Annotated in this window: 22 protein-coding genes and 1 pseudogene; 11 read left to right on the top strand and 12 right to left on the bottom strand. The window is 55.1% G+C overall.

The genetic code is table 11. The annotated features are described in order from the left end of the window. Nucleotides 1-110: 110 nt before the first annotated feature. The 3 genes from fabF to ABD931_RS16345 are packed head-to-tail and all read right to left on the bottom strand — an operon-like array spanning nt 111 to nt 2,348. A complete protein-coding gene (gene fabF, locus ABD931_RS16355; protein WP_345268889.1) occupies nt 111-1,355 on the bottom strand; it encodes a beta-ketoacyl-ACP synthase II in 1,245 nt (414 codons plus the stop codon). Then, nucleotides 1,352-1,789, bottom strand: a complete 438-nt coding sequence (locus tag ABD931_RS16350; protein WP_345268888.1) for a PaaI family thioesterase — start codon at nt 1,787-1,789, stop codon at nt 1,352-1,354. The genes fabF and ABD931_RS16350 overlap by 4 nt, the downstream gene beginning before the upstream one ends. A 1-nt stretch (nt 1,790) precedes the next feature. Next, nucleotides 1,791-2,348 carry a TetR/AcrR family transcriptional regulator gene (locus ABD931_RS16345; RefSeq protein ID WP_345268887.1) on the bottom strand — a complete coding sequence of 186 codons (558 nt, stop codon included), beginning with the start codon at nt 2,346-2,348 and terminating at the stop codon, nt 1,791-1,793. 108 nt (nt 2,349-2,456) lie between these two features. Between ABD931_RS16345 and ABD931_RS16340 the strand changes: the two genes are divergently transcribed. After that, nucleotides 2,457-2,840, top strand: a complete 384-nt coding sequence (locus ABD931_RS16340; protein WP_345268886.1) for a Crp/Fnr family transcriptional regulator — start codon at nt 2,457-2,459, stop codon at nt 2,838-2,840. A gap of 32 nt (nt 2,841-2,872) precedes the next feature. On the opposite strand, the gene ABD931_RS16335 is transcribed toward ABD931_RS16340, so the two are convergent. Beyond that, complete coding sequence (locus tag ABD931_RS16335) at nt 2,873-4,318, bottom strand: hypothetical protein (protein WP_345268885.1); 1,446 nt, start codon at nt 4,316-4,318, stop codon at nt 2,873-2,875. Then, nucleotides 4,315-4,689: a BlaI/MecI/CopY family transcriptional regulator gene (locus ABD931_RS16330; protein WP_345268884.1), complete on the bottom strand. Its 375-nt coding sequence runs from the start codon at nt 4,687-4,689 to the stop codon at nt 4,315-4,317. The genes ABD931_RS16335 and ABD931_RS16330 overlap by 4 nt, the downstream gene beginning before the upstream one ends. A gap of 51 nt (nt 4,690-4,740) precedes the next feature. On the opposite strand from ABD931_RS16330, the gene ABD931_RS16325 reads away from it, so the two are divergent. Beyond that, complete coding sequence (locus ABD931_RS16325; RefSeq protein ID WP_345268883.1) at nt 4,741-4,896, top strand: hypothetical protein; 156 nt, start codon at nt 4,741-4,743, stop codon at nt 4,894-4,896. Between the two features lie 104 nt (nt 4,897-5,000). Here the strand turns inward: ABD931_RS16325 and ABD931_RS16320 are convergent, their stop codons facing one another. Continuing rightward, nucleotides 5,001-5,822 (bottom strand): DUF4249 domain-containing protein, encoded by an 822-nt coding sequence (locus ABD931_RS16320; protein ID WP_345268882.1) that lies wholly within the window; start codon nt 5,820-5,822, stop codon nt 5,001-5,003. Nucleotides 5,823-5,861: 39 nt separating this feature from the next. Further along, the gene (locus ABD931_RS16315; RefSeq protein ID WP_345268881.1) at nt 5,862-8,225 is read right to left on the bottom strand and encodes a TonB-dependent receptor; all 2,364 of its coding nucleotides are present in this window, start codon (nt 8,223-8,225) and stop codon (nt 5,862-5,864) included. Between the two features lie 347 nt (nt 8,226-8,572). Between ABD931_RS16315 and ABD931_RS16310 the strand changes: the two genes are divergently transcribed. Continuing rightward, a complete protein-coding gene (locus tag ABD931_RS16310; RefSeq protein WP_345268879.1) occupies nt 8,573-9,895 on the top strand; it encodes a multicopper oxidase family protein in 1,323 nt (440 codons plus the stop codon). Between the two features lie 413 nt (nt 9,896-10,308). Then, nucleotides 10,309-10,647 (top strand): annotated as a pseudogene (locus ABD931_RS29250) (response regulator); the annotation flags it as partial. Here the strand turns inward: ABD931_RS29250 and ABD931_RS16305 are convergent. Further along, nucleotides 10,622-11,146: a serine/threonine-protein kinase gene (locus ABD931_RS16305; RefSeq protein ID WP_345268878.1), complete on the bottom strand. Its 525-nt coding sequence runs from the start codon at nt 11,144-11,146 to the stop codon at nt 10,622-10,624. The pseudogene ABD931_RS29250 and the gene ABD931_RS16305 overlap by 26 nt on opposite strands. Nucleotides 11,147-11,235: 89 nt before the next feature. Between ABD931_RS16305 and bla the strand changes: the two genes are divergently transcribed. The 6 genes from bla to ABD931_RS16275 all read left to right on the top strand — a co-directional run bounded on the left by bla (nt 11,236) and on the right by ABD931_RS16275 (nt 16,774). Beyond that, a complete protein-coding gene (gene bla, locus ABD931_RS16300) occupies nt 11,236-11,988 on the top strand; it encodes a subclass B1 metallo-beta-lactamase (RefSeq protein ID WP_345268877.1) in 753 nt (250 codons plus the stop codon). Nucleotides 11,989-12,107: 119 nt separating this feature from the next. Continuing rightward, complete coding sequence (locus tag ABD931_RS16295) at nt 12,108-13,271, top strand: glycosyltransferase family 87 protein (protein WP_345268876.1); 1,164 nt, start codon at nt 12,108-12,110, stop codon at nt 13,269-13,271. 53 nt (nt 13,272-13,324) lie between these two features. Beyond that, entirely contained in the window at nt 13,325-14,026 is a 702-nt protein-coding gene (locus tag ABD931_RS16290; protein WP_345268875.1) for a methyltransferase domain-containing protein, read from the top strand. 121 nt (nt 14,027-14,147) lie between these two features. Then, complete coding sequence (locus tag ABD931_RS16285) at nt 14,148-14,903, top strand: dioxygenase family protein (protein ID WP_345268874.1); 756 nt, start codon at nt 14,148-14,150, stop codon at nt 14,901-14,903. Nucleotides 14,904-14,932: 29 nt separating this feature from the next. Next, entirely contained in the window at nt 14,933-15,799 is an 867-nt protein-coding gene (locus ABD931_RS16280) for a pirin family protein (RefSeq protein WP_345268873.1), read from the top strand. 102 nt (nt 15,800-15,901) lie between these two features. Next, complete coding sequence (locus tag ABD931_RS16275; protein WP_345268872.1) at nt 15,902-16,774, top strand: glycosyltransferase family 2 protein; 873 nt, start codon at nt 15,902-15,904, stop codon at nt 16,772-16,774. 61 nt (nt 16,775-16,835) lie between these two features. On the opposite strand, the gene ABD931_RS16270 is transcribed toward ABD931_RS16275, so the two are convergent. Further along, on the bottom strand, nt 16,836-16,997 hold the full coding sequence (locus ABD931_RS16270) for a DUF805 domain-containing protein (RefSeq protein ID WP_345269081.1): 162 nt from the start codon (nt 16,995-16,997) through the stop codon (nt 16,836-16,838). Nucleotides 16,998-17,202: 205 nt separating this feature from the next. Between ABD931_RS16270 and ABD931_RS16265 the strand changes: the two genes are divergently transcribed. Next, nucleotides 17,203-19,005, top strand: a complete 1,803-nt coding sequence (locus ABD931_RS16265; protein ID WP_345268871.1) for an SGNH/GDSL hydrolase family protein — start codon at nt 17,203-17,205, stop codon at nt 19,003-19,005. A 61-nt stretch (nt 19,006-19,066) separates the two neighbouring features. Here ABD931_RS16265 and ABD931_RS16260 read toward each other — a convergent pair whose 3' ends face one another. The 3 genes from ABD931_RS16260 to ABD931_RS16250 form a co-directional block, all read right to left on the bottom strand. Further along, complete coding sequence (locus ABD931_RS16260; RefSeq protein WP_345268870.1) at nt 19,067-20,224, bottom strand: acyltransferase family protein; 1,158 nt, start codon at nt 20,222-20,224, stop codon at nt 19,067-19,069. Between the two features lie 114 nt (nt 20,225-20,338). Then, a complete protein-coding gene (locus ABD931_RS16255; protein ID WP_345268869.1) occupies nt 20,339-20,770 on the bottom strand; it encodes a DUF1801 domain-containing protein in 432 nt (143 codons plus the stop codon). Nucleotides 20,771-20,894: 124 nt separating this feature from the next. Further along, nucleotides 20,895-25,742, bottom strand: a complete 4,848-nt coding sequence (locus ABD931_RS16250) for a leucine-rich repeat domain-containing protein (RefSeq protein WP_345268868.1) — start codon at nt 25,740-25,742, stop codon at nt 20,895-20,897. Nucleotides 25,743-25,770 lie beyond the last annotated feature (28 nt).

Genomic DNA, 25,770 nt, shown 5'->3' with positions numbered 1-25,770 from the left:
CAATTTGCTTCACAAAGATGAAAAAAGTCCGGTTAACATGTAACCAGCAAAATGATAACTTTATTCCAAAACTGGTCTTTCGCTACTACCTAAACGCCAAACCCCATCTTCTACTCTATAAACTTCTCAAAAACAGAAGTAGCGATATGCCCGCCGAAGCCAAAGGTGTTGCTCATGGCGTAGTTGACCGTTTTCGGTTTGGCTTTTCCGAGGGTCAAGTCCAGTAGTTCAGCAAACTCGGGCTCGGGCTGCGTGGTGTTGATAGTCGGCGGAATGCAGTTTTCCTGAATGGCTTTGATGCAGGCAATCGCTTCGATGGCACCCGCTCCGCCCAGCAGATGGCCGGTCATGGATTTGGTGGCGCTGACGGACACCGGCGAGTTAGCACCAAACACCCGGAGAATGGCCTTTAATTCACTCAGATCACCAGTCGGGGTGGAGGTGGCATGGGCGTTGACGTAGTCGATGTTGGCGGGTGAGATGCCGGCATCCTCTAAGGCCAGTTGCATGCCCAGCACAGCGCCGTCGCCGTCGGGATGGGTGGCGGTCAGGTGGTAGGCATCGGCGGCTAACCCAGCCCCAACGATTTCCGCCAGGATGGGGGCATTGCGCCGGATGGCGTGCTCGTAACTTTCCAGCACCAGCGCCCCGGCTCCTTCACCCAGCACAAATCCATCCCGGTCTGTATCGAACGGACGAGAAGCCGCTGCCGGGCTGTCGTTGCGGGTGGAGAGCGCTTTGGAGGCATTGAAACCGCCAATGGATGATTCGGTGACGGACGCTTCTGAACCACCGGTGATCATCATATCGGCTTTACCCCACCGAATGTAGTTAAAGGCTTCAATGATCGAGGTATTGCTGGCCGAGCAGGCCGAAGCCGTCGTGAAGTTTACGCCCCGCAGTCCATATTTGATAGATATTACCCCGGATGCAATATTGATAATCCGCTTAGGAATAAAGAAGGGGTTAAAGCGGGGCGTACCGTCGCCGGCCTGAAACTCGCTTACCTGCTCTTCGAAGGTAGATACCCCTCCATCGCCCGAGCCCCAGATAACGCCGATGCGGTCGCGGTTCAGTTGATCAAAATGGATACCAGCGCTGGTAATAGCTTCATCGGCGACTGCCAGCGCATACTGCGTAAACAGATCGTATTTTCTGACTTCACCCTTGCTGATGAAAGCGAGCGGATCAAAGTTCTTTACCTCGCAGGCAAACTGGGTTTTAAACTTTGCGGCATCGAATTTGGTAATCGGTGCCGCTCCGCTAACCCCGTTCACCAGCGACTGCCAGAAGGCCGGCACCGTATTCCCGATCGGCGTAAGCGCCCCCACGCCAGTTACAACGACTCGTTTCATCGGTTGGATACGTCTATTTTCATCAGGTTGGAGTAGCCTCTGGCCAGCAGCCGGCTCCGGTCTGCATTCCATACGTCGCACTGCGCATTCACAATCTGTCTGCCTTTTTTCAGCACCGACGTTTCGGCAATAATGGTGTCGTTCAGCCGCGCCGGAGCCAGGTAGTCAATCACATTGTTCACGGTGGTATAGAACCAGGGTTCCCCGTACGAGAACAGGGTAGCGCCAATGGCATCGTCGATAATAGCTGCCGTAATGCCGCCATGCAGCGTGCCGATGGGGTTAGTCATTTCGGGCCGGACGACGTATTGGAAGACCAGTTTACCTTCCTCAACCGACAACAACACCGGGTTGAGCCACCGCATCAGCGGTGATAGTGAATGAGTTGCTTCTTTCCCTAACTGGCGTTCCAGAAATTCAGTCGCAGTATTCATGTTAATGAGTTGTTTGAAGTTCCTCTAAAATGGTGTATTTAACTAACTTAAAGTCATCGTCGCCGGTGAGCCGCGATAGCTGGACAATAGCCATCATATTGGTGATGATGAGTATCGCTTTGGTCCGGACCGGTACGTCGAAGTGGAATATGCCTTGCTCCTGTCCTTCCTGTAGTATATCGGTTACCCAGTCCAGAATCTGACCAGCCAGTGTCTTTAGTTCACCCTGAATGCGTTCATCGACGGTATGCAGGTCAGTTGCCAGGGAGCCGACCAGACACACTTTGTTTTCTTTCTTCAACTGGGCGTAGATCGAGAAAAATCCTCTCAACTTCGTGATCGGATCTTTATCGGCCAGACTTTCCTTCAGGGCTGCAAACCGGTCGATGTGCTGCCGGATAACGGCGATGACCAGATCGGTTTTGGTTGGGAAATGGTAATGAATGGACGCTGTCTTGATGCCGATGGTCCTGGACAGATCATGAAAGCTGAACGCATTGAATCCTTTGTCTTTTATCAGGTGGTCGGCCAGGTTCAGAATGGTATCCCGCGTTGTCATAGTCAGATCGTTTGCGCAAACTTACCTACCAACTAGTAGATAGGCAAATTTTTCAGGTTGTTTTTGAGCAATCGGTCTGGTGATTTAACCAATTTTGGGCTGGCACCTATGCTTACCCACATGCACTCCATTGAAGAGTTGTGGATTTCGGATTTCCAAAGCCTGGTAACCGGTCAGCCGGCCACACTGTACGTCGAAGCCCTGGAAGAAACGGAAGTGCTGGAGATTGAGATAAACGACCTCCAGCAGCTCTTCATCGATATTCCTGAGTTCAACCGCTTCTTTCGCATCAAGCTACAGGGAGCCTTCATTGCCTTTCAGAACCGTATTTTCTCAACTATCAGCCACACCGCCGAGGAGCGGTACCTCGACTTTATTAAACGCTACTCGCGCATAGAGCAGCGGGTGCCCCCATACATGATTGCCTCCTTCCTGGGCTTTACCCCTGAATTTCTCAGCAAGATTCGGAAGGAGTTAGCCGCACGGGGCTAATAAGACGATTGATGAAATTTAACACGTTACACTTACTCCTTATCCGGCGCGTTCCAACCTTCATACAGCTTTTGGTATTCGGCTTCGGTTAGCAGGCTCACCTGGTAGGGCTGGGGAAACCGTTTGCTCCGGGCATTATTATATACGTAGCTGGACAGGGCGTAGACGAAATCCGAAGGCCTATAATTGTTCAGTACCGAATTTCTGACGGGCCGGTCATGAATCCAGATCGCGTATTTTTTACCGTTTTTCAAGGAAGCAAAATAGGCCGGCGAGGGTGACTTTCTGGAGGGGCGTACAGGAATTGGCGCAAACCCCCGCGCCGGTGTTGCATTCGCCTGCTGCTGTTTGGTCATTTTCCGGAAAATTTGATCGGCCACTTCCCGACCTTCGTGCCCCCAGTCATACCCATGACGAGGCAATTGGGCTTGCCGGCCGGCCGGGAGAGGCAGTTTCGCTTCCTTGACAATCCGTTCGTATTCATCCAGTTCGGCGGGTGTTGCGCCCTGACCGACCGACTCCGGTTTACCCACGTTCGTTTCCAGACGCGAAGCCGGCATTGGCTTTTCCTGTGCCTGAATTTGCTCGCTAAACAGAAAACCTACCACGAAAATAAAGGGGATCAACGCCACTTTTTTCAGAAACATAGTTGCCGGGTTGGAGGATTTGGTCATCATGGTCATTCTTTTTTTGATACCTGAGAAGTTAAAACGGCTGATCAGCCTGCCATCGCTTTGGTTACGTAGTTTGTCTACCAATAAAAGCTGATACTGTCCTGGATTTGCGTATGTCCTGTTTACAGCCTCATCAGCCAGAAATTCATGATTTAAACCGATGGCTTTTCGGTAGAGAAACAAGACGGGGTTCAGCCAACCAAAAGCCAGAACCAGTTCCATAAACAGAATATCCAGCGAGTGTTTCTGGCGAATGTGCGCTGCTTCATGCACCAGCAGTTCGTCTTCAATACGGTGATGCCGAAAGTCATTTTCGTTTACAAAAACTGTATCGTAAAACGAATAGATCGGCGTCTCCTCCCGGAGGAGTACCACGCGGGTACCGTTCCACCGGGTAACCGGATTCCGGCTTGTCTTTTTGACCAGAACGGCGAAGTTTCTCCCAAAACGGATCAGAAACCCAGCCGTAATCACGGCATATACCCAATAAAACAGGGTGAGAAAGGGCAACGATTTCCCGGCCTGCGTGGAGACCCAAAGGACCAGATCACGGTTGGCGGCAGGCGATAACGGGACCGTTGACGTTGGTTGACCGGGTTGCGCCACAACCGAATGGTTCAACAGGTCAGGCATGACAGGATTTTTGACGTCAACGGTAAGCAGCGGGACTACACCCGAAAAGACGATGGCGAATAAAAGATAAAACCGGTTGAAGCGGTGCATTTTTTCCCGCTCCAGAAAAAGGAGGTAAACGATCAGGAATACGCCTGAGCAGGCAATCGTTTTGAGCAGGTAAGCCATCATTGCTGCTTCTTTTTAGTAATCTCCTGATCCACAACTTTCCGCAACTCCTCCAGTTCCTCGGCCGTCAGATTGGTATTGGTCGCAAAAAATGAAGCAAACTGCATGGCAGAATTATTGAAGAAGTTTCTGATAATTCCATTGACGTGCCTGGCAAAGTAATCGGCCTTACTGATGAGCGGGTAGTATTGGCGGGAGTTACCGTGTACCTGGTACGCAATAATGCCTTTCTCCTGCATTCGCTTCAGCAGCGTGGCTACTGTCGTCGAAGCCGGTTTAGGATCCGGCAAACACTGCATCAGGTCTTTGAAGTAGAGTCTTTCCTGCTGCCAGATATACTCCATGAGCTGTTCTTCCGATTTAGACAACTGCATAATTCTATGGTTTTAGAATTCTTTCTACAAATGTAGAAGAAAATATCACAATTGCAAACTGGCGTTGAAGACTACGACCACCTTGGTTTTGCGCTGCTATTCAAACACCAGTGTGACTATTATCACCGGGAGTGGGGACCGAAACAGTACACGCCAATCTCGGTGCAGGAGTGGCAGGACAGCCAGATTATCCGGGAGAAATTCTAATACCTCAATTAAGCGTGATCGTCAGGCTTTCCAGCAGGGCAGCAATTGAGACACAGAAAGGGGCAGCCATCGCCAGGGCTGCCCCTTATTTACACGAAGTTTGCTTACTCCACCACCCGCTCGGCGCTGCTGACGGCCGAGCCGCCAAACCAGCCGGTGGCTTTTTTACCGCCCTGCACGGCTTTGATGTTGGAACGCACGTTGGCCGGGGGATTAGCGAACATACCGCCGTTGCGCATCTGCGTCGATAGTTCGGTCAGGAAGGCGTAGGTGTCTTCGGTAATGGAGTGGTTCTCGATCCGGACCTTATCGCCTTTGCGGAACGGCTCTAGGCCCAGATCCAGCCCTTTGAAATAGTTGCCGTCGACGTACCGGTCTTCCAGAAAGATCAGGTCGTGGGGTGAATTCAGCAGGGTATCGTTGCGGTATACCTTCAGGCGGTACGAATCACCCACGCCCAACGGCTCCCGGCCGTAAAACCTCAGGGTATACCCCTCTTTCCGGCCCATCGACTCCTTCTGGTAAACCGTTCCGATGGAATCGATCGGGAAGGTACGGCGAATGGCCGTTTCGGCGGTGTATTCCTCGCTGCCCGTCTTCACCGTCAGCGTGTACTGGTTACCCACTTTCCCCCGCAGCGATTGGGTTTGGTAGACACCCGGTGCCGTTTCTTTCAATACCTCGGTTTGGCCTTGGTTATCGCGGATGGTAACGGTTGCGCCGGTCACGACCGGTGAAGCGCCGTTGCTGAAATACGGAGCGGTGGTCTTCAGGCGGATGGTTTGCGGGCCTGGCTGATCGGTGATCCAGCCGTCGACGACCAGTACCGGTTTGCTTTTTTCGAGTTCGACATCAACGACGTCCTCACAGCTTGAGAGACTTACCCAGAGGCCCAGCAGCAGGGCCAGCACGCTATATGATTTCATGGTGTGTGAATGATTTATAAGGTGTGTATTCGTTTCGGATTAGAACTTGAAGTTGTAGGTAACCGAGGGCAGCACCGAGCCTAAGATGGCCATCCGGACAGCTTCGGTTTGCTGGGGATTGGTTTCATTCTGGCGGAAGTAAACCGAGAAGGCGTTCCGGCGGGCGTAGGCATTGTATACCGAGAACACCCACTCGCCCTGCCAGCGACGCAGCGCATTGTGCTTACCCTGCAGCGTGGCAGCCAGGTCGAGCCGGTGGTAGGCCGGTACGCGGAAGGCATTGCGGTTGCCGGTGGAGTTATACGGTACAACCATACCGTCGATCTCCACGCGGGCGTTCGGGGCGGTGGTGGCAACACCGGTGTTGTAGGTGAAGTTGGCCGACAGGCTCAGCCGCTTGCTGAGGTTGTAGATACCCACCACCGACAGCATATGCCGGCGATCGTACTTGGCCGCGTACCACTGGTTGTTGCTCAGGCCGTCGATCCGTCGCTCCGAGCGCGAGAGGGTGTAGCTTACCCAGCCGTTCAGTTTCCCCGCGTTTTTCTTCACGTACACTTCGGCACCGTAGGCCCGGCCTTCGCCGAAGAGCAGGTCACCTTCCAGGTGGTCGTTAAGCAGCACCTGCGCGCCGTCGCGGTAGTCGATCTGGTTGGTCATGGTCTTGTAGAATCCTTCGATGGAGGCCTCAATGGCGTTGTCTTTCAGGTTTCGGAAATAGCCCAGCGCGAACTGATCGGCCGTTTCGGGTTTGATGTGGTTGGTAGTCGGAAACCAGATGTCCAGGGGCGATGCGGCCGTTGAGCTGGAGATCAGGTGGATGTACTGAGCCGTGCGGTTGTAGCTGGCTTTGAGCGAGCTGTTGTCGTCCAGCGTATAGCGGACCGACGCCCGCGGCTCCACGTTGAAGTAGGTCGATACCGACTCGCCGGCTTTGTAGGTACGCGGGTTTACCGGCAGTTTCTTCTGGTTCGGTTCGCCCTGGTAGTCGTAAACCGTCAGCCCACCCAGGTAATCAAAGGCCGATACCCGTACGCCGTATTGCAGGCTCAGCCGTTTGCCCAGCGTCTGTTCGTTATCGAGGTAGACGGCGTATTCGCGGGCGTTCCGTTCGGTTAGTTTGAAGGCGTTGATAAACGAACCTTCGCCATTGGTACCGACGTTGCCGGGGGTAAAGCGGTGGTGTATGACGTTCCCGCCGAAGCTGATGGTGTTATTGGCGTTGAGGTAGTACGAGAAATCGGCTTTGCCGCTGTAGTTGTAGATGTTCGATTTCCACTCGAAGGCCTGCGCGCCCTGCGGTACCCCAATTTCGTAATCATAATCGCTGTAGACGCCGGTGAAGTTGGCAAACAGGCGGTCGGAAAACAGGTGGTTCCAGCGAACGGTGGCAGTTTTGTTGCCCCAGTTCATCTTAAAATCGCCATCGCCGAAATTCTTGGCGCTGAATACATCCTTACCCAGATAAGCCGACACAAACACCTTGTCTTTGGCGCTCAGCGTCTGGTTTACCTTCGCCGACAGGTCGTAAAAAAACATCTGGTTGTTTTTCAGATCCTCGTTGGGCGACAGCTTCAGAAACAGGTCGGCGTAGGACCGCCGTCCGGCGATGATGAACGAACTTTTGTCCTTTACAATCGGACTCTCCACCGTAAAGCGCGACGATACCGTACCGATTCCTCCCGACAAGGCCAGGCGTTTGGCGTTGCCTTCTTTCATGCGTACGTCGAGCAGCGACGACAACCGGCCGCCGTACTGCGCCGGAATCCCACTTTTCACCAGCTTTACGTCTTTCACCGCATCCGGGTTAAAGACCGAGAAAAAGCCCATCAGGTGCGACGAGTTATACACGGTGGCTTCGTCGAGCAGGATCAGATTCTGGTCGATGTTACCGCCCCGCACGTTGAAGCCCGTAGCGCCCTCGCCGACGGTGGATACGCCCGGCAGCATCTGAATACTGCGAATAACATCGACCTCGCCCAGCAGGGCCGGCATGGCTTTGATTGTCTTCATGTCGAGCTTGCTCACGCCCATCTCCAGGCTGTTGACGTTCTGCTCCGACCGGGTGGCTTTCACAACTACTTCCTGAATCAGCACATTGGCAGATTTTAACTGCATATCCAGTTTCTGGTTGTAGTTCAGCGACACGGCTTTGGTGATGGATTCGTACCCGACGTAGCTGTAGACCAGTTGGTACTCCCCTTTAGGCAGGGTCAGCGAATAAAAGCCGTACTCATTGGTCGCCACGCCGACCGGCTGTCCTTTGACCTGAACCGTGGCCCCGATCAGGCCCTCGCCGTTGGCGGCATCTTTGAGGTAGCCGCTGATCGTAAACCGCTCCTGGGCGATGGCGGCTATCGACAGCCCCAGCAGCAACATGGTGATGGATAATAACTGTTTCATAATGGATAGTGTGAATAGACTGGTGATTGGTTGACGGGACAAAGCTACCACCATCGTCTTACCCAAATCCAATTTTTGTGGATGAAGCCGCCGATACGCCGACGAAGCTGGAAAAATCGCTACCGAACCGGAAAAGTGGTGTTCCTGATCGGTAAAGACAGGACTGAATTTGACACACCAAGACAGCCATAAACCTGATTAATAACGGCTTCGTCACCGGCTTAGGCACTTTCGTCGGCCCGGATGTCGGCTTCAGCTAGATAAAAAATGCACAAACCGGTTGACCGCTGTACCTTTGACCCATCATTCGATAATACAATTTTCTCACACCAAAAAACAACCAAATCATGGAGACACTAAGCAACGTAGTCGAGTACGCAATGGAAGCCAGTGAATTTGCCTGGGAAGTAGCCCCCGGCAAAACCGTTACCGCCTGGGGCCTGAATCAGCAGGTGCCCGGTCCGGTCCTGAAAGCCCGCAAAGGGGATACGCTCGTGGTCAACGTAAAGAACAACCTGCCCGAGCCGACGATCATTCACTGGCACGGCATCCGGCTGCCGGCCTCCATGGACGGCACCGGCGAAGTACAGAAACCCATTGCACCGGGCGAGGCCTTTGAATACCGGTTTGTGGTACCCGATGCCGGCACGTTCTGGTACCATTCGCACGCCAACGAAACCGTGCAGATGGAGCGCGGTATGTACGGTGCCCTGATTGTGGAGGATGAAACCGACCCGGTACTGGATGCCGAGCGGTTACTGATGATCGACGACATGAAGCTGACACCGGCCGGTGAGTTCAAACAGGGCAATTTCTTCGGCCGCTTCACCGAACGGCACGACGGCCGCGAAGGCGATACCTTACTGATTAACGGCAAAGAAGGCTCCGTGCTGGAAATGGCCGCCGGCCAAACCGAGCGGTGGCGGTTTATCAACGCGGCCAGCGCCCGGTATTTTCTATTGTATCTGGGTGGCCGCGAGTTCAAGATCATCGGCACCGACGGTGGCCTGCTGGAAACGCCCCAGACCGTAACGGAAGTCCTGATCACACCGGGCGAACGGGTCGATATTGCAGCCGGGCCATTTGCCGAAGGTGAAAGTTTTGCCATTGAGTCGCTGCCATACAACCGCATGACCTCCTTCAAACCCAAGCGGCAGCAGTTTGCCACCGTCCAGGTGGGTGCGCCTAAGCCATCGGTGGCGTTTCTGCCCGAGCGCCTGCGCACCATTGCCCCGCTGGCTCCGCAGGATGCGCCGGTCACCCGCCAGGTTAAGTTGTCGGTAGGTCCGAGCCTGAAGCACGGACTGGATTTTCTGGTCAACAACGATGTGCATGTCAACGACGAACCGGTCAAAGTGGGTGAGTTGCAGGTGTGGGAGGTGTTCAACGCCAGTCTGATGGATCACCCCTTCCACCTGCACGGGTTCTTCTTTCAGGTGATTGAGGAAAACGGCAACCCACCGGCGTATAGGGCCTGGAAAGACACGTATAACCTGAAACCCAGAACCCGCGTCAAAATCGCCTGGATGCCCGACAACCGCCCCGGCCGATGGATGTACCACTGCCACATTCTGGAACACCATGCCGCCGGTATGATGGCGAATTTTGAGGTAATCGACGGCAGCAAACCCTACATCAAGTCCGAACAAACGCACAGTTGCCATATATAAAGATGTATAGGCAGCCCACTAACTCTCCCGGCTGGTGGATTGATTATACCTGCACTACACGCATTAATCTCTGCAACTCATGCGGAGATTAATGCGTGTAGTGCAGGTATTCACAGCTATATTTAAACCCAAATAGGCTCTGTAGCAGAGACATCAACCATTGGCCTGAGTGGCCCGCCCATTACGATGCGCTGGAAAAAACACAACGCGGAGATCCGGAAATTAACAATTGACTGATCAACCATATAATGGCCAAAACACAAAGAACATCTCGCAAGCGATCAGGTCGTATTCTCGTCATGGACGATAACCATGATATAGTCCTGCTCCTAAACCGCTTCTTTTCTAAACATGGCTACGATGTCGTTGAAGCCTTTACCGGTAAGGAAGGTCTGTAGAGGCTTAAAGAATTAGGGATCAATGTCGTCATCTGCGATTTCAAGCTTCCGGATATATACGGCTCTGAGGTACTCAAAACGATTAAAGTTTCAAATCCGGCTGTCTCGGTCATCATCTTTACCGGATATTCACACATAGAGACGGCCGTTTTATGTATGAAATATGGTGCGATGGAGTATATGACAAAATCGTCAAAACCACGTATTCAGTTGTTGAGAGAGCGTAAAATTTCCTGTTTGTTTGCAGCAAAGTATACCGAGTTTTCGATACACTTCGATAATTCAACTTATGCATCTAAAAAGTCGCTTCTGTCGGTAAACCAAAACCTCACCGGCTCAGAAAATAGGCTTTGAACTCCACCAGTTCCTCTAATTCAGCCCCAACGTACTTCAAAAATAGCTTCTCCCCTACCTGATTGCGCAGAGCGGATATACCAACGTCGATCAGGCGGATTCCCTGGTCGGTCAGCATCACATTGTCGTATTTTTCTCCGCCCTGGTCCGAAGGCCTTTTGATGTCCCGGTGTACAAATCCGGCCTTGTGGAGCTGCCGCAATTCATCGGCAAATACATCGAGCAGTAGCTCACGTTTCGAGATTTCAATGCTGCGGAAATCAAGCGGATAAATTCGTTCCATCACCAGCATATCCCACTCGTTTACCTCGTCGTAATCCAGGCGGATAAACTGCGCCACCAGATGATTGATCTGGTTGGCAAATTTGAGTTTTTCGGCCTCTGAACCTATGTCGGAACGGGTGTCGCCCCGAAATACCTTGGCCACTTCGGTAGCGGATAAGGCCACCACCAGGTTGTTGGCTCCGTACGAGAGTTGGTTGGGGTATCGCTTCGGCATGGCCAAATATACAGACGAACCATTTTGGTTTGGCGATACCTGAAAAAATGGGTACTTTTCGACAATATCGCTTCTATCCATCAGACACGATGCGTTTTCTGCTGCTGCTTTTTATTGCTGTTCTGTTCAGCGGTTTTGGGCTGGCCCAGCCTCCCCAAAAACCGAAACTGGTCGTAACGCCCCTCACCGACCGGGTATTCGTACACACCACCTACGGCATATACCAGAATGCCGCCATTCCCTCCAACGGACTCATCATCAACACTAGTGATGGCGTGGTGCTGGTGGATACCGGCTGGGATACCCCAAAGGATACCGATAACACCCGGCAACTGCTGCAATGGGTAGCCGACAACCTGCACCAGCCCGTGCGGTTCTGCATTGCCACCCATTTTCACGACGACCGCGTGGGCGGCATCAGCGAACTCCAGAAAGCCGGTGTCCGGGTCATTAGTACTCCGCTGACGGCTCAGAAATCGGTGCAAGAGGGGTACCCATCGCCCGACCCTATCTTACCGGCCGATACCACCTTTACGATTGGGCAGGTGCCCATCCGCTGCTATTTCCCCGGCGAAGGTCACACCAGCGACAACATTGTCGTCTGGCTCCCCAGCGAGCAGATTCTGCATGGCGGTTGTTTCGTGAAGAGCGTAGCCGCTTTCGGGATGGGCAATGTGGCCGATGCCAACCTGAACGAATGGGCAAATTCGGTCCGGCGGGTAATCCGGGAGTTTAGCTCGGCTAAAGTAGTGGTGCCGGGGCATGAGGAATGGGGAGATACGAAAGCGCTGGAGCATACCCTGCACTTACTGGCGAAACACGCGGCTGCTCAGCGGAAATAAGGCTCCACAATTAACCTGTTCCTAATTTTCGGCCGGCTAATTACGCCTATCTTTGTCAACCGATACCGGCACAAGCCAATGCAGACTGGTTTTAGCATGGCCGGCCGATTATTTCCTGTATGCGCATCCGTCTCAACAATCCCTGGTTCAGCGATTTCCGGCTGATTTTTAGTGTCTATCTGCTTATTACCCTGTTTGCCAGCATTAAGACCGTTTTTTTGTTTGGGTCCAACAACTACAGCATCTTCTACTATTCGCTTTACCACCTGCTCGATGGCCAGACCCTGTACGATACTTACCCGGCCTTATACAAAGATCATTACCACTACGCGCCTACGTTTGCCGCGCTTTTTGCGCCAATCTTTGCCCTGCCTTACCGGGCAGGCTTGTTTATCTGGCACTTCCTGTTTGCCGGCATATGGCTGTATGCCATTTACCGGATGCCCCTGACCCGCCGGCAGAAAGTATTTGCCTATTGGTTTTCGCTGCAGGAGTTGTTTACCTCGCTGGCCAACAGCCAGACCAATCCGTTGATTGCCGCCCTGTCGCTGTTCACGTTTATCAGCTTTGAAAAGCGACAGGTAGGCTGGGCGGCCTTCTTCATCATTCTGGGTTTTAACATCAAAATTTACAGCCTGGTAGCGGCCGCCCTGTTCCTGCTCTATCCGCAGAAAGGCCGGTTTATGCTGTACATGGTATTGTGGGGAGTGGTGCTGGCCCTGCTGCCGCTGCTGCTTACCTCACCCGCCAAACTGCTCTGGCAGTACGAGCTATGGATTCGGCAGCTGACCATCAAATCGGACGTTGACAAATGGGTGAATACCTCCATTCACCGGCTCGTTCACCAGCTTGTCTCTCCCGACATCTCCTCGTCCGTCATCATTGGCGCGGGTGTGGTGCTGTTCTGCACGGTATATGTTCACCGGCGACGATTCGCGGAACACACGTTCCGGATGCTGCTGCTGGCGTCGGTATTGATCTTCCAGGTGATTTTCAACCCGGTGGCCGAGTCGCCCACCTACATCACCGCCGTAACGGGCGTGCTTTGCTGGTGGTTTGTCTGCCCCCAAACCAGCCTCGACCGCGCCCTGCTCATCAGTTGTTTCATCTTTACCATCCTATCGGCCAGTGACCTGTGTCCGCCGGAGGTGCGTACGCAGCTAATCAAACCCTACGTGCTGAAAGCCCTGCCCTGTGTGTTGATCTGGTTCCGGGTGCTGTACCTGATGCACATTCCGGTGGCCCTGAAGCCGGTCAGGCAGCCGGCCGAAACGTATAGCTAAACAAGGCGTTAGTCAAACGTCTATTTCACCAATCACTTAAGTATTCCGTGGGTATGAGCACGACCTGGCTTGACTTCTGGCAAAATAAAAATGAATTCGACAACTCGATGTCGGCCAATTACGCGTACTTTCTGGACCGGGTCGAGATGTACATCCCCTTATCCAAAACCGCAACCGTATTGGATATTGGTTCGGGGCCGGGCAACCTGGAAGATGCCTGGCACAACCGGGTGGGCGAGATCCACGGCCTGGATATTTCCAGGCGGTACAACGAGATCGGCCGCGCCAAACATGCCCACCACCCAAACGTATTTTTTCATGACCTGCCGGCTGATGATTACCTGAATTTCAGCGCAGTTGCGGGCCAACGGTTCGACATCATTATTGTCATGAGCGTGGTCCAGTACTACCGCAATGCAGCCGAAGTAGAGCAGTTACTGGCAAACATCAGCCAGGTAGCGGCACCGGGCGCCAAAGCCCTGATCTGTGATCTGATCGTAGAGGAAGGGGTACTGAAAGATATGCTGAGTATTCTGGGTCGGTCGCTCCGGCAGGGGCAATTCCTGTCGATGCTTCGGCTCTTGTTCCGCCTGCGATTTTCGGCTTATTATACAGTCCGGCAGAAAAACGGCTTCCTCATCATTCCCCGGCAGGAGTGGCTCTCTATGTGCAAACGGCTTAATCTGAACGCCCGGTTCGTCGACGAACCAATCACCCTGCAGCAGGAGCGCCAAAGCCTGTTGATCCAGTTTTAACGGATTTGACCGATAGGGCTGCGCCTTAAATCTTTCCGGGCCGCTGCAACGCTACAGCGGCCCGGTGCGTATAAGCGCATAGTACTGAGCCATTGTTCAGTACGATTTAGCAATTTACCGAATGGATCGTAAAGAGTTCTTACAGAAAGGATTTGGCAGCCTGCTGGGCATCGCCACCATGGGCTCGATGGCCGCAGCCTGTAGCCGGTCGGACGTAAACCCCACCGGCACCACCACGCCTTCGGGCACCAGCACCTCCACCGGTTCTACCAACGGCAGTTCAGCGGGCAATTGCACCGTAACACCTACGGAAACCGAAGGCCCCTTCCCGACCAAAGTGCCCGCCAATTTTGTGCGCAAAGATATCCGCGACGATCGTAGGGGTATTCCGATGACCATGAACATCACCATCAAAAGCGCCGGCAACGGATGTGCTGCCCTGGCCGGTGCGCTGGTGGATGTCTGGCACTGCGATAAAGATGGCTACTATTCGGAGTACGGCGGCACCGGCATGCAGAGCGCTAATTTTACCAACGTAGACTTTTTGCGCGGCCGGCAAACAACCGACGCCAACGGGCTGGTCAGCTTCACCACCATTTTTCCCGGCTGGTACAGCGGGCGGACAACGCATATCCACGTGCATATCTACAACGCATCGGGCAAGTCGCTGCTGGTCACGCAGATTGCCTTTCCGTACGACATTACCAACCTGGTTTATACCACCGGCCAGTCGTACGGCTACACCAAAGGGGCGCAGGATACCAAAAACGAGCGCGACAATGTGTTCAGCGATGGCTACACTACCGAACTGGCGACCGTGTCGGGGAGTTTGTCGGGCGGCTATACGCTGACGCATACCATCGTCGTAAATGCTTGATGGCAACCTGACCACTGGCAGCCTATAGCATGAACCGGCACACCCAGATATACCTGGCCGACCAGCGCGGCTGCTCCGAAACCGACAGCTTCCGCAGCTACCACACGTTCAACTTCGGTGTCTACCAGCACGAGAGCCGCCGGCCGTTCGGTCCGTTGCACCTGCTGAACGACGACCTGCTGCGGGCTGGTGCCGGGCTGAAGCTGGAGGTCGGGCAAAACACGATCGTTCTGTTGCTTCCGGTGCTGGGAGGCCTGGAATACCGGAGTGATATAGCCTCGGGGTTTCTGGAAGCCGGGCAGTTGGGCGTGCTGTCGCTGCCGGCGGGTACGAGCTACACCATCCACAATCCATACGAAACCGAATACATTCAGTGTATTCAATGCTGGATAGCTTCGCCGGCCAGGGAATTCACTCCCGGTTTCAGCCGGAATTGCTTCGACCTTTCCCGAAAAAATACTCTTGTTCCGTTATGGCAATCAGCCTATTCGGAAACCCCTGGCCGGTGTTTTATTGGGCGGTACGATGGCCGGCAGGAAGGCAGCTTTCACATTCCGGCGGATAGGTCGGGCAGCGGTATTTTTGTCTTTAATCTTCAGGGGGTCTTTGAAGTAGCCAATTGTCTGCTTCACCAAAACGACGGACTGGCCCTGTGGGTAGAATCACCCGACGAACTGGCGTTTGAAGCCCTGGCCAACGAGTCGCTGCTGCTGGTAATCGAACTTCCGCCGACCGCAACCGACAAAGCAGTGATTACGACAGAACAGGCCTCAAAGCCATTTTGTCGGCACCGGCATCCGGCCCCTGAACAGCCTGGAGTTGCGGTATGGCCATTACACCCGAAATACCGGAGCGGGCATGACGGCCAACATCTTTACGCTGCTGGCCAAAATTAAATAAGAAAGTTTCTAATATTTTTTTAATAAACGCTGCAACACAGCTTGTCCGACTTGCGTACTGGTTATCGAACACCCATTTTTATACGATACCAGCTCGCTATGAAAAAGCTTCCTGATCCCGCTAAACTCCCGCTTTCGGTGGTCATAATCACCCTGAACGCCGAACGAACGCTCCTGCAAACCCTTACCTCCGTCATTGACTGGGCCGATGAGGTTGTTATCGTTGATTCAGGCAGCATAGACGCTACGCTGACCATTGCCCGCATAATAGGTTGCCGGATCTACCACCGGACTTTCGACGGTTACGGACCACAGAAGCAATATGCCGTGGAGCAGGCAACGCACGATTGGGTGCTGCTGCTGGATGCCGATGAGGTGGTGGACGATACCCTGCAGCGGGCGATCTGGCGGGTCATGGCGATTCCACCGAACGAAGACCAGGCCTTCAGTGTCTCCCGCCGGCTGGTATTCATGGGGCAGGCCATGCGGTACGTCGGTGAAAGCCGCAGGCCGCTGGTACGTCTTTTCAACAAAAAAACAGCGCAGGTTAGCGCTGCGCTGGTTCATGAACAGGTAACGGTTTCGGGCGATATAGTACCCCTGGCCGGAATGCTGTGGCACTACAGCTACGGCTCCCTGCACGAGTATCTGGAGAAATTAAACCGCTACACCACCCTGGGGGCCGGCGAACTGGCGAAGGCAAACCGCCGACAAACCCGGCTGCTGCTTCCCGTCCGGTTTATCTGGACGTTTTTAGCTACCTATCTGTTCAAAGGCGGCTTTCTGGATGGTTTTGCCGGGTTTATCTGGTCGCTGTTCTCGGCGATATACCCTATTGCCAAGTATGCCAAACTGCACGAATTGCGTACCGGGCAGGCGGCTGTTCACCCCGAAACGCCCAAACCTGTCGTTTCATTAGCGACACCCGATACCAGTATTGCCGCAGTAAAGGTATACTACGGCCGCAAATAGTAGCCGTTACCGGCTATACGCGCTCAGCCTGATGCGGTTGTAACAAGTGAACGAAAACAATTTACTGCACAACGGTTTGTTGCTGAAGGGGCTTCGGGTTGGGACCATACTGATTATCCCGGGGTTCTCCTTCGGTACAGGCCAGGATCAGGTTGTAAATTGGTATCAACAAGAACCAGCCGCTTTTCCCTACATCGTGCATCCGCCTAACCCCTACGGCAATGGAGGGTATGCATAGTTAATTTAGTTATTTTCTACTTTGTATACTTTTCTGGCACAGCTATCTATCAGTAAATAAAGCCGTTACGGTCCGCTATTCCAAATTCGGCTAACTCATTTGAGTAAACGGCAGATCGGGCATTTATTAAAATAATCAGCTCAGTTAGCTTCCGATTCTCTTTGTTTCAAATCAAGTGTATATTCCCGGCATGGTTTACAGAAACAGCTCAGCCTCCTGCCTATACCTGGCCCTTTTCTGGTTGCTGGCAAATGCCGGTTTGGCGCAGACACCCACCCCCTACACCTGGTGGAAACCGGCCGACAGCCCCTTCCCGGTGGTCGACGGGCAGGCCTGGCCCGGCGAAATGCCGGACACCCTACAGCGCTTACCGCCCCGCGCCAAAGCGCTGGTCCGGAAACCGGTCTGGGATTTGTCGCGGCAAACGGCCGGGCTGTCGATCCGGTTCGTGAGTAATGCGCCGGAGATTATTGTTCGCTATCAGGTAACCGGCAATGCCGCCCTGCCGCATATGCCGGCCACGGGGGTCAGTGGGGTGGATCTGTACGGTATCGACAGCGACGGCAGCTGGCATCTGGCATCCGGTAAATACAGCTTTAAAGACACGGTTCAGTATACCTTTGCCCAGCTGCGGCCCACCGATGGTTACCACAAACTCGGTCGGGAGTACCGGTTGTACCTGCCACTGTACAATGGCGTCCGTAACCTGGAAATTGGCGTACCGGCGGGCAGTAGCTTTACGGCGCTGCCGCAGCGGCCGGAGAAGCCCATTGTAGTTTACGGCACCTCCATTGCCCAGGGTGCCTGCGCATCGCGGCCCGGAATGGCCTGGCCTACCATACTGGCCCGGAAACTCGACCGCCCCGTTATCAACCTCGGCTTTTCGGGCAACGGCCGGCTGGAGAAGGAAGTAGTTGATCTGGTCAACGAGATCGACGCCAAGCTCTTTGTGCTCGACTGCCTGCCAAATCTGATTCAAACCGTAGTGGACCGGCCGGAGCTGGAAAAGCGCATCATTGATGCCGTGAGAACCCTCCGCGCCAAACACCCGCAAACGCCCATCCTGCTCACCGAACATGATGGCTACACCGAAGGCTACCTGATGCCGCACCGGCAACCCCTGTTTGAAAATGCCAACCTCGACCTGCGGGAAGCGTTTGCCAAACTTAAGGGCGAAAATATCCAGGGTATTTACCTGCTGCCAATGTCGGAGATTGGGATGGATCTGGATTGCATGGTCGACGGCACTCACCCCAACGACCTCGGCATGATGCGCTACGCCAACGCCTACGAGAAGAAGATCCGGGAGATCCTGCAACAACCCCTCGGCACCCTGACCACCCAGATACCCACCCGACAGAACCGCGAGCCCGGCAGCTACAACTGGGAAGAACGGCATACCGAGATGCTTAAGCTGAACCAGACCGAACCCACCCGAATCGTGTTCATTGGCAACTCCATCACGCACAACTGGGGCGGCAAGCCCTTAAATAACCGGATTGCAGGAGCAGGTTCCTGGGACAAGTACCTCGATCCGCTCCAGGTACGCAATTTCGGTTTCGGCTGGGATCGGGTCGAAAACGTGCTATGGCGGGTTTATAACGATGAACTGGACGATATTGCGCCCGAACAGATCATCCTGAACATCGGCACCAACAACCTCCACCTGAACACCGATGACGAAATTGTTCAGGGCCTGAAACACCTGATACACGCCATCCGGCTCCGGCAGCCTAAAGCCAGGTTAACACTGTTAGGCATTTACCCCCGCCGGGAGCAGGAAACGCGGGTAGCCGGTCTCAACAAAGGCATTCAGGCGCTGGCCCGGTCGGAGAACATTGGGTACCAGGATGTTGGCAAACGGCTGCTGTTGAAAACCGGCAAAATCAACGAACAACTGTTTTCCGACGGCCTCCACCCGAACGCGGCCGGGTATGAGGTGCTGGGAAAAGAATTGGCAACGGTCTTAAAGAGCAAAAGAGCGAAAGAGTGAATCAGCGAATTATGTAGCTGCCTGTAGGAGTGAGAAAATGGCGAAGCCATTCTCTCACTTTTCACGCCACCGCAAGCGGTCTGGACTTCAGTTTGGCATTGAGGTAATTTCGGGCGGGAACCTCCACAAAGCGGTAGGTTACCGACGAAACCAACAGCACCAGCATAACATATACCAGGCATACAATTGGCCCAACAAGCCCATATTCGACGGGTTTGGCAGGAGCCGGCTGCGCCGGTGCGTTGATAAGCTGTACGGCCAGGAACGAGAACAGAATGGGTATATGAACCATATAAATGGAATACGACCAGTCGCCCAGCCGCTGCAACGGACGGGTTTGCAAATAACCGGCAATACGTCCGTTGTTGAAGCTGGCACTCAGGATCAGCAGGGGAAAGAACCAGATGGTGATTGTATCGGGTACTAACAGGTGATAGCTTACAATCAAACAAATACCCAACACAGCGAACGTCCGGCTCCGGCCTATCCATTGCCTGCCCCACGCCCGCGTATAGGCATGGTGGGTTACCATACCCAGCAAAAAGCCGGCCAGGCAACGCAGAAAGCTTTTGGGGAAGGTAATATCGTCGATGGTATCGGGCAAGCGCCAAAGCCAGGGTTTGAGGGGCGCACCGGGCCGTACCGACTGCTCCAGATAAACATAAAGCGCGGCCACTACCAATAACAGGGCGTATCTCCCTACCGATGATAAACGCCGAAACCCAATCATTAAACCCGGAAATACCAGATATAAAAGCCATTCGCTGCCAATAGACCAGGATGGCAGGTTCCAGGTCCCGGACCTGACCGTATTGAAGCCTTGTACCATCAGGACATGCATGGGGATAGCAGACGTATCAAACACAACCTGATCTTGAGGCTTCAATGTGATACCGTATGCCTTGATTAAGCTGTACAGTCCGATAATCCAGAGCAGGGTGACCAGATGCATCGGATAAATCCGGGCGAACCGGGCAGCCATATACCGGCGGAACACCCCTCCTGCCACGCGCTCTTCAAACCAGCTTCCGTACACATAGGTAATGATGAAGCCGCTGAGGATAAAGAAGAAGTCGACCAGCAAGTACCACCGGCGATGTAGCTGGGTAACAGCCGGATCGATAACAGGCATCACCAGCATATTAAAGTGGAATACTACCACCAGCAGAGCAGCTATTCCGCGCAAAGGTGTCAGGGTGATCAGATAAGGACGGCTCATAAGAGGAGATGATGGGTTAATGGACGCAAAACAAATAAGCAGCCCCGACGCCAGAACGCCAACTAGTAGTGTATGTGATTGATTAAACGGCAAATGCCAGCAGGCTAAAACAACCTAACCCATTTTCCGCGAACGGGACTTCTTCTGTCTGGCCACCTCTTCGTCCAATATGGCCGCTTCGATCAGGAAAGGCCTCAGCACGTCGATATCTATATCCTTAAGAGACGCAAAATCCCGGACGTAAACCTGTTTACGCTTGCCTTTATCGAGGTAGCCGGCTTCGTCGGTCAGTTGATTGCCCCGCATGAAACCCAGCCGGACGCCTGTTGTATGCAAACCACCCCAGGGTACCGAACCCGGCCAGAGAAAACAGATCATGCGGTGGCGCGAGTAAACCGGCACATTGTACGACAGCTTCTCCCGGCAGTTGGGTATGCAGGTCAGGATAATTTTCCTGAGCACCTCCATCATCTTCCGCTCGTCGTCGGGCAGGTACTCGAGCAGATCATCCATGGTCCGGAAATCGACGGACTGAAATTTATTCATAGCACAGGTGAGGTTGGTGGCCCAACAAAATACGGAATTTGTGAAACGAAAAAACGCCCGACCTGAGAGCCGGGCGTTTTTTTGTTCACTATTGCTGCTCCCCGCCTTCCATGCCCTTCTTCCCCTACCGCTTCAGCACACGCTGCACGGCCCGCTGCCGGTCGGCTTCGGCGCTCAGCAGGTACACGCCCGTAGCCTGGTTAGCCAGACTGAGGCTGGTCTGTCCCTGTCCTTCCTGTAAGGCCACCGGCCACTCGCCGACTATGCGTTGCAGCACATCGTAGAGCTTCAAAGTTACCGTTTTCAGACTGGCCGGACCGGTTATGGTGACCTGCAACTCATCAGTAGTTGGGTTGGGCTGGACGGCTACGGCCAGACTAACCGGCCCTTCCGTCACCGTAGCCACCACCATCGACTCTACGGCGGCTTCCCGTGTGCCTACCTTTGCACCCCGCACCACCAGATTACCCCCCGCCAGCGTCTTTTCCAGCGTCTTCACGCCGTCCCACTCACTGGCAAACCACAGACCGCCCAACTTGTTCCACACCGTGATGGCAATGGCATCGCTGCTGCCGGGTTCGCCGTTGTCGGTCATCGTCACCTGCAGCGTGGCGTTACCGTCGACCGCCACCACCGCCAGCGGGTTAGTGATGTCCTGAATACTGGCCTTGCCGTTGTAGGCCGCCTTGCCCCCCGCCGTGGTCGGCAGGGTCGACAGCGAGGTCATGGTGTTGCCTTTGATCTGGTAGACGTGCAGCATTCCGTCCGGCTCCATCCGGCGGGTAATCACATTGACGTTGCCCTGCAGGTTGGTGGCGTTCTTGTTGTATTTGACGTTGAAGCCGAAGTTGTTGCGTGTACCGGCATCACCCGCTTTCTGGCCCGCCGACCGGCTCAGGTTGATAAACCCGCCCCCGGAGATGAAGTCATTCTGCGGGGTAGCTACGTTGACCACCACGTTGTCTTCCGGACTGTTGCGGGTGTAGTAGCCCCCCACGATTATGCCGATGGTGTAGGTGCTGTAGCCCTGGTTACTGGTGGGCAGCGAGATGGTGACCGTAGCCGTGCCGATTTTGAGGTCACCGGGGTTGACCAGCCCCACCGGTGCCGTGCCCAGTACCTTGTTGTCATCGTCGCGGTTGACGAAGGTCACCGTGGCGTTGCGAATGTCACCCGGACTGTTGTCGGTACCCGGTTGCACGGCGGTGATGTCCTGGATGGTGGAGCTCAGCGTCACCTGGGCGCTGCCGGCGTTCACACTGGTGGCCGAGGCAAACAAGGCTCCCGTGTAGGTGGCGCGGGAATCTTCGGGCAGAATGCTGAAGACCGCCGTGGTGGAGACCGGCAAGTAGATAGCGTCTCCGGCAAAGAATGCCACCAGCGTATAGGTATCCGGTTTCTGGGTCAGCACCAGATTGGGGGCCGTCACCCCGGCGGCAGTGGTGGTGCCGGTGGTCTGCTGCGCTTTGAGCGTGAAGCTGACGGGCTTGCCGGCCAGTGGAGTGGTGCCGTCGACCTCGGTGAGGAGGCTCTGCAGGGCCACCGGGTCTGAGTACTGCCCGATGTTCAAACCCTGGTAAGCCAGCACGGCCTGGCGTTTGCCGATACTCACCCCGGCGGTGGCCGTGGTGGAGTTGCCGGCGGCATCGGTGGCGGTGACCACTACCGTGTAGCTGCCGGCGGCCGTGAAGTTGGCCGGAGCTACACTGAGCGTGTAGGAGCAGTTATCCGATGCCGTGCTGACGACCTCCTCGGCCGTAATGCCGGCGGTGCCGCCCGTTGAGAGGGTTTTGCTGACGGTTTTGGTCACCAGCGTGGGGGCGGTGTTATCCAGCACCGTCACCTGCACGGTCGCCGTGGTGGAGTTTTTACTCGCATCGGTAGCCGTGACGCTGATGGGCACCGTATCCCTATCGGCGCAGGTGAAGCTGCTGCGGCCCAGACGAACGCTAACCTCCCCGCTGCAGTTATCGCTGGTCTGGATGGCCGTGGGCAGCAGCGTGGCCTGTCCCTGGGCGTTGAGCGTCAGCGAAAGGGTGGTAGTGATAATCGTCGGGCCCTGGGTGTCGGGCGTGTAGGTGAGTTGAATCTGGTTGGTGGCCAGACAGCCCTCGGCGGTGGTCAGTGTCAGCGCGTAAGCGGTGGTACTGGTGGGGCTGACGGTGATGGCGGCCGTTGTCTCTCCGGTGCTCCAGCGGTAGGTGCCCATGCCCGTTGCCGAGAGGCTGGCGGTGGGCGTGGTGCAGTTCAGAGCGGTAGTTGAGGCCGCGATAGTGGCCAGAGCGGGAGGATTGACCGTGAGGCTGAAGGCCGTGGCAGTAAGCGAGTTACAAGCCCCGGCGACCACCACCGAGTAGCTACCCGCATCAGCCACCTGCACGTTGCTCAGTTGCAGCGTAGCTGAGGTCTGGCCCGTGACCACCCCGCCATTCTTGTACCATTGGTAAGTGAGCGGGGCCGTGCCCGTGACACTCACCGCCACCGTTACACTTGCCCCGGTACAGACGGCCGAACTGCTGCTGGGCAGGGCCAGGCTAATGGCGTCGCTGCCGCTGCCACTGGCACAAAAGGCGCTGAAGTCTCCCCCGCCGGGCAAGCCCGCATTGTTCGAAAAATCGACATCAGCCTTCCCACAGAAGACTGAATAGGAAGCTGGAATGCAGCCACTCAACTGGTTGTCGTTCAAAAGAAGGCTTTGCATGTTAGCCAGGGCGCTCCAGCCCGCCGGCAGGCTCCCACCCAACTGATTTTGGAACAGATAAAGCCGTTGCAGCTTGGTCAGGGCACTCCAACTCGCCGGCAGGCTCCCACTTAACTGGTTTTGGCAAAGAAAAAGCTCTTGCAGGTTGGTCAGCGCACTCCAACTCACCGGCAGGCTCTCCGTCAATTGGTTATCGTCCAGCCGAAGGCCTCTCAGGTTGGTCAAGGCACTCCAACTCACCGGCAGGCTCCCGCTCAATTCGTTACCGAACAGCCGAAGCTGTTGCAGGCTGGTCAGGGCACTGAGGCTGCTGGGCAGGGTTCCGCTTAAGCGATTTGTATTTAAGTCTATTTGACTCACGCGGCCATCAGTGCAGGTGATACCGTACCAGCCCCCACTGCAGGGGTCGCAGCCGCTGAGCCAGTTGGTGTTGGTGCTCCAGTTGGGGCCGTTGGTGCTGTTGTAGAGGTCCACCAGCGCCTGATAGTCGGGGTGGGCTATGGTACTGCCCGTCACCGTCGCACTGGCCGTTGCCGTGCAGCCTCCTGTGCTCACCGTCACCGAGTAGGTGCCCGCCACCGTGGCGCTGATGGCATCCGTAGTGGCACCCGTGCTCCACAGGTAGCTGGTGCCGCCCATGGCCGTCAGCGTGGCATTGGGGCTGGTGCAGCTCAGCGTGGCCGTGCTGGGGCTGATGCCGGCCGTAGGGGCCGGGTTGACCGACAGGCTGAAGGCGGCACTGGTGGTACTGCTACAGCCGGTAACCACCAATTGGTAGCTGCCCGCATCAGCGGCCTGCACATTGCCCAGCGACAGCGTAGCCGTGGTCTGACCCGCCACCAATGCCCCGTTTTTGTACCACTGGTAGCTCAGCGGGGCCGTGCCCGTGACACTCACCGCCACCGTTACACTTGCCCCGGTACAGACGGCCGAACTGCTGCTGGGCAGGGCCAGGCTGATGGCGTCGCTGCCGCTGCCACTGGCACAAAAGGCGCTGAAGTCTCCCCCGCCAGGCAAGCCTGCATTGTTCGAAAAATTGACTAACTTGCCACAGAACACCGAATAGGAAGCCGGAATGCAGCCACTCAACTGGTTGTCGAACAGATAAAGAAATTGCAGGTTGGTCAGCGCACTCCAACTCGTCGGCAGGCTCCCACTCAACTGGTTATCATTCAGCCGAAGGTCAAACAGGGTAGTCAGCGCACTCCAACTATCCGGCAGGCTCCCGCTCAACTGGTTGTCATCCAGTCGAAGCAGTTGCAGGTTGGGCAGGGCGCTCCAACTCGCCGGCAGGCTCCCATTCAAATCGTTACCGAACAGCCGAAGCACTTGCAGGCTGGTCAGGGCACTCCAACTCGCCGGCAGGCTCCCGCTCAACTGGTTCTGGAACAGATTAAGAACTCGCAGGCTGGGCAACGCACTCCAACTATCCGGCAGGCTCCCGCTCAACTGGTTGTCGTTCAAATAAAGCTGTTGCAGGTTGGGCAACGCACTCCAACTCGTCGGCAGGCTCCCACTCAACTGGTTACTCTGAGCCCGAAGCAGTTGCAGCTTGGTTAACGCGCTCCAACTCGCCGGCAGGCTCCCGCTCAACTGGTTCCCGACGAGCCAAAGCTCTTGCAGGCTGGCCAGGGCGCTCCAACTTGCGGGCAGGCTCCCATTCAAATTGTTGTTGTCCAGAATAAGCACTTGCAGGTTGGTCAGCGCACTCCAACTATCCGGCAGGCTCCCACTCAACTGGTTACCCTGAGCCCGAAGGTCTCGCAGGTTGGTCAGGGCGCTCCAACTCGCCGGCAGGCTCCCACTCAAATCGTTACCGAACAGCCGAAGCACTTGAAGGCTGGTCAGGGCACTGAGGCTGCTGGGCAGTGTTCCGCTTAAGCGATTGTTCTTTAGGTCTATTAGACTCACGCGGCCATTGGTGCAGGTGATGCCAGACCAGCCCCCGCTACAGGGGTCGCAGCCGCTGAGCCAGTTGGCGTTGTTATACCAGTTGGCCCCGTTGGTGCTGTTGTAGAGGTCCACCAGCGCCTGATAGTCGGGGTGAGGGGCATTACAATCGGCGGTAGACACGGCATTGCCATCCTCGTTGCCGGTGGTGGCCCAGTCGGTGTCGACGGCGTCCGTCGAGGTTTGGGCCAACGCCAACAGGGAGAAACAGACACTCACCAGTAGGAACACAACCAACCGCCACAGAGCAGGCCGGCCCGCCAGGACGCTTGTCCGGCGCAGCGGCCGGGGTAACAAGGTAGGGGTAAATGGTAGATACATAAACACTTGCGAGTTGATTGAAAAAACA

Origin of the sequence: Nibrella viscosa (genome assembly GCF_039541875.1) — a bacterium.
GTDB lineage: Bacteria > Bacteroidota > Bacteroidia > Cytophagales > Spirosomataceae > Nibrella > Nibrella viscosa.
This window is presented reverse-complemented; position numbering and strand designations above follow the sequence as displayed.

Excerpts from the sequence above, each read along its gene's own strand:
- ABD931_RS16335 (WP_345268885.1), bottom strand. The coding sequence starts at position 4,318 with ATGATGGCTTACCTGCTCAAAACGATTGCCTGCTCAGGCGTATTCCTG.
- ABD931_RS16275 (WP_345268872.1), top strand. The coding sequence starts at position 15,902 with ATGAAAAAGCTTCCTGATCCCGCTAAACTCCCGCTTTCGGTGGTCATA.
- ABD931_RS16285 (WP_345268874.1), top strand. The coding sequence starts at position 14,148 with ATGGATCGTAAAGAGTTCTTACAGAAAGGATTTGGCAGCCTGCTGGGC.
- ABD931_RS16320 (WP_345268882.1), bottom strand. The coding sequence starts at position 5,822 with ATGAAATCATATAGCGTGCTGGCCCTGCTGCTGGGCCTCTGGGTAAGT.
- ABD931_RS16260 (WP_345268870.1), bottom strand. The coding sequence starts at position 20,224 with ATGAGCCGTCCTTATCTGATCACCCTGACACCTTTGCGCGGAATAGCT.
- ABD931_RS16250 (WP_345268868.1), bottom strand. The coding sequence starts at position 25,742 with ATGTATCTACCATTTACCCCTACCTTGTTACCCCGGCCGCTGCGCCGG.
- ABD931_RS16305 (WP_345268878.1), bottom strand. The coding sequence starts at position 11,146 with ATGCCGAAGCGATACCCCAACCAACTCTCGTACGGAGCCAACAACCTG.
- ABD931_RS16310 (WP_345268879.1), top strand. The coding sequence starts at position 8,573 with ATGGAGACACTAAGCAACGTAGTCGAGTACGCAATGGAAGCCAGTGAA.
- ABD931_RS16255 (WP_345268869.1), bottom strand. The coding sequence starts at position 20,770 with ATGAATAAATTTCAGTCCGTCGATTTCCGGACCATGGATGATCTGCTC.
- ABD931_RS16265 (WP_345268871.1), top strand. The coding sequence starts at position 17,203 with ATGGTTTACAGAAACAGCTCAGCCTCCTGCCTATACCTGGCCCTTTTC.
- ABD931_RS16330 (WP_345268884.1), bottom strand. The coding sequence starts at position 4,689 with ATGCAGTTGTCTAAATCGGAAGAACAGCTCATGGAGTATATCTGGCAG.
- fabF (WP_345268889.1), bottom strand. The coding sequence starts at position 1,355 with ATGAAACGAGTCGTTGTAACTGGCGTGGGGGCGCTTACGCCGATCGGG.
- ABD931_RS16295 (WP_345268876.1), top strand. The coding sequence starts at position 12,108 with ATGCGCATCCGTCTCAACAATCCCTGGTTCAGCGATTTCCGGCTGATT.
- ABD931_RS16280 (WP_345268873.1), top strand. The coding sequence starts at position 14,933 with ATGAACCGGCACACCCAGATATACCTGGCCGACCAGCGCGGCTGCTCC.
- ABD931_RS16340 (WP_345268886.1), top strand. The coding sequence starts at position 2,457 with ATGCTTACCCACATGCACTCCATTGAAGAGTTGTGGATTTCGGATTTC.
- ABD931_RS16315 (WP_345268881.1), bottom strand. The coding sequence starts at position 8,225 with ATGAAACAGTTATTATCCATCACCATGTTGCTGCTGGGGCTGTCGATA.
- ABD931_RS16290 (WP_345268875.1), top strand. The coding sequence starts at position 13,325 with ATGAGCACGACCTGGCTTGACTTCTGGCAAAATAAAAATGAATTCGAC.
- ABD931_RS16350 (WP_345268888.1), bottom strand. The coding sequence starts at position 1,789 with ATGAATACTGCGACTGAATTTCTGGAACGCCAGTTAGGGAAAGAAGCA.
- ABD931_RS16345 (WP_345268887.1), bottom strand. The coding sequence starts at position 2,348 with ATGACAACGCGGGATACCATTCTGAACCTGGCCGACCACCTGATAAAA.
- bla (WP_345268877.1), top strand. The coding sequence starts at position 11,236 with ATGCGTTTTCTGCTGCTGCTTTTTATTGCTGTTCTGTTCAGCGGTTTT.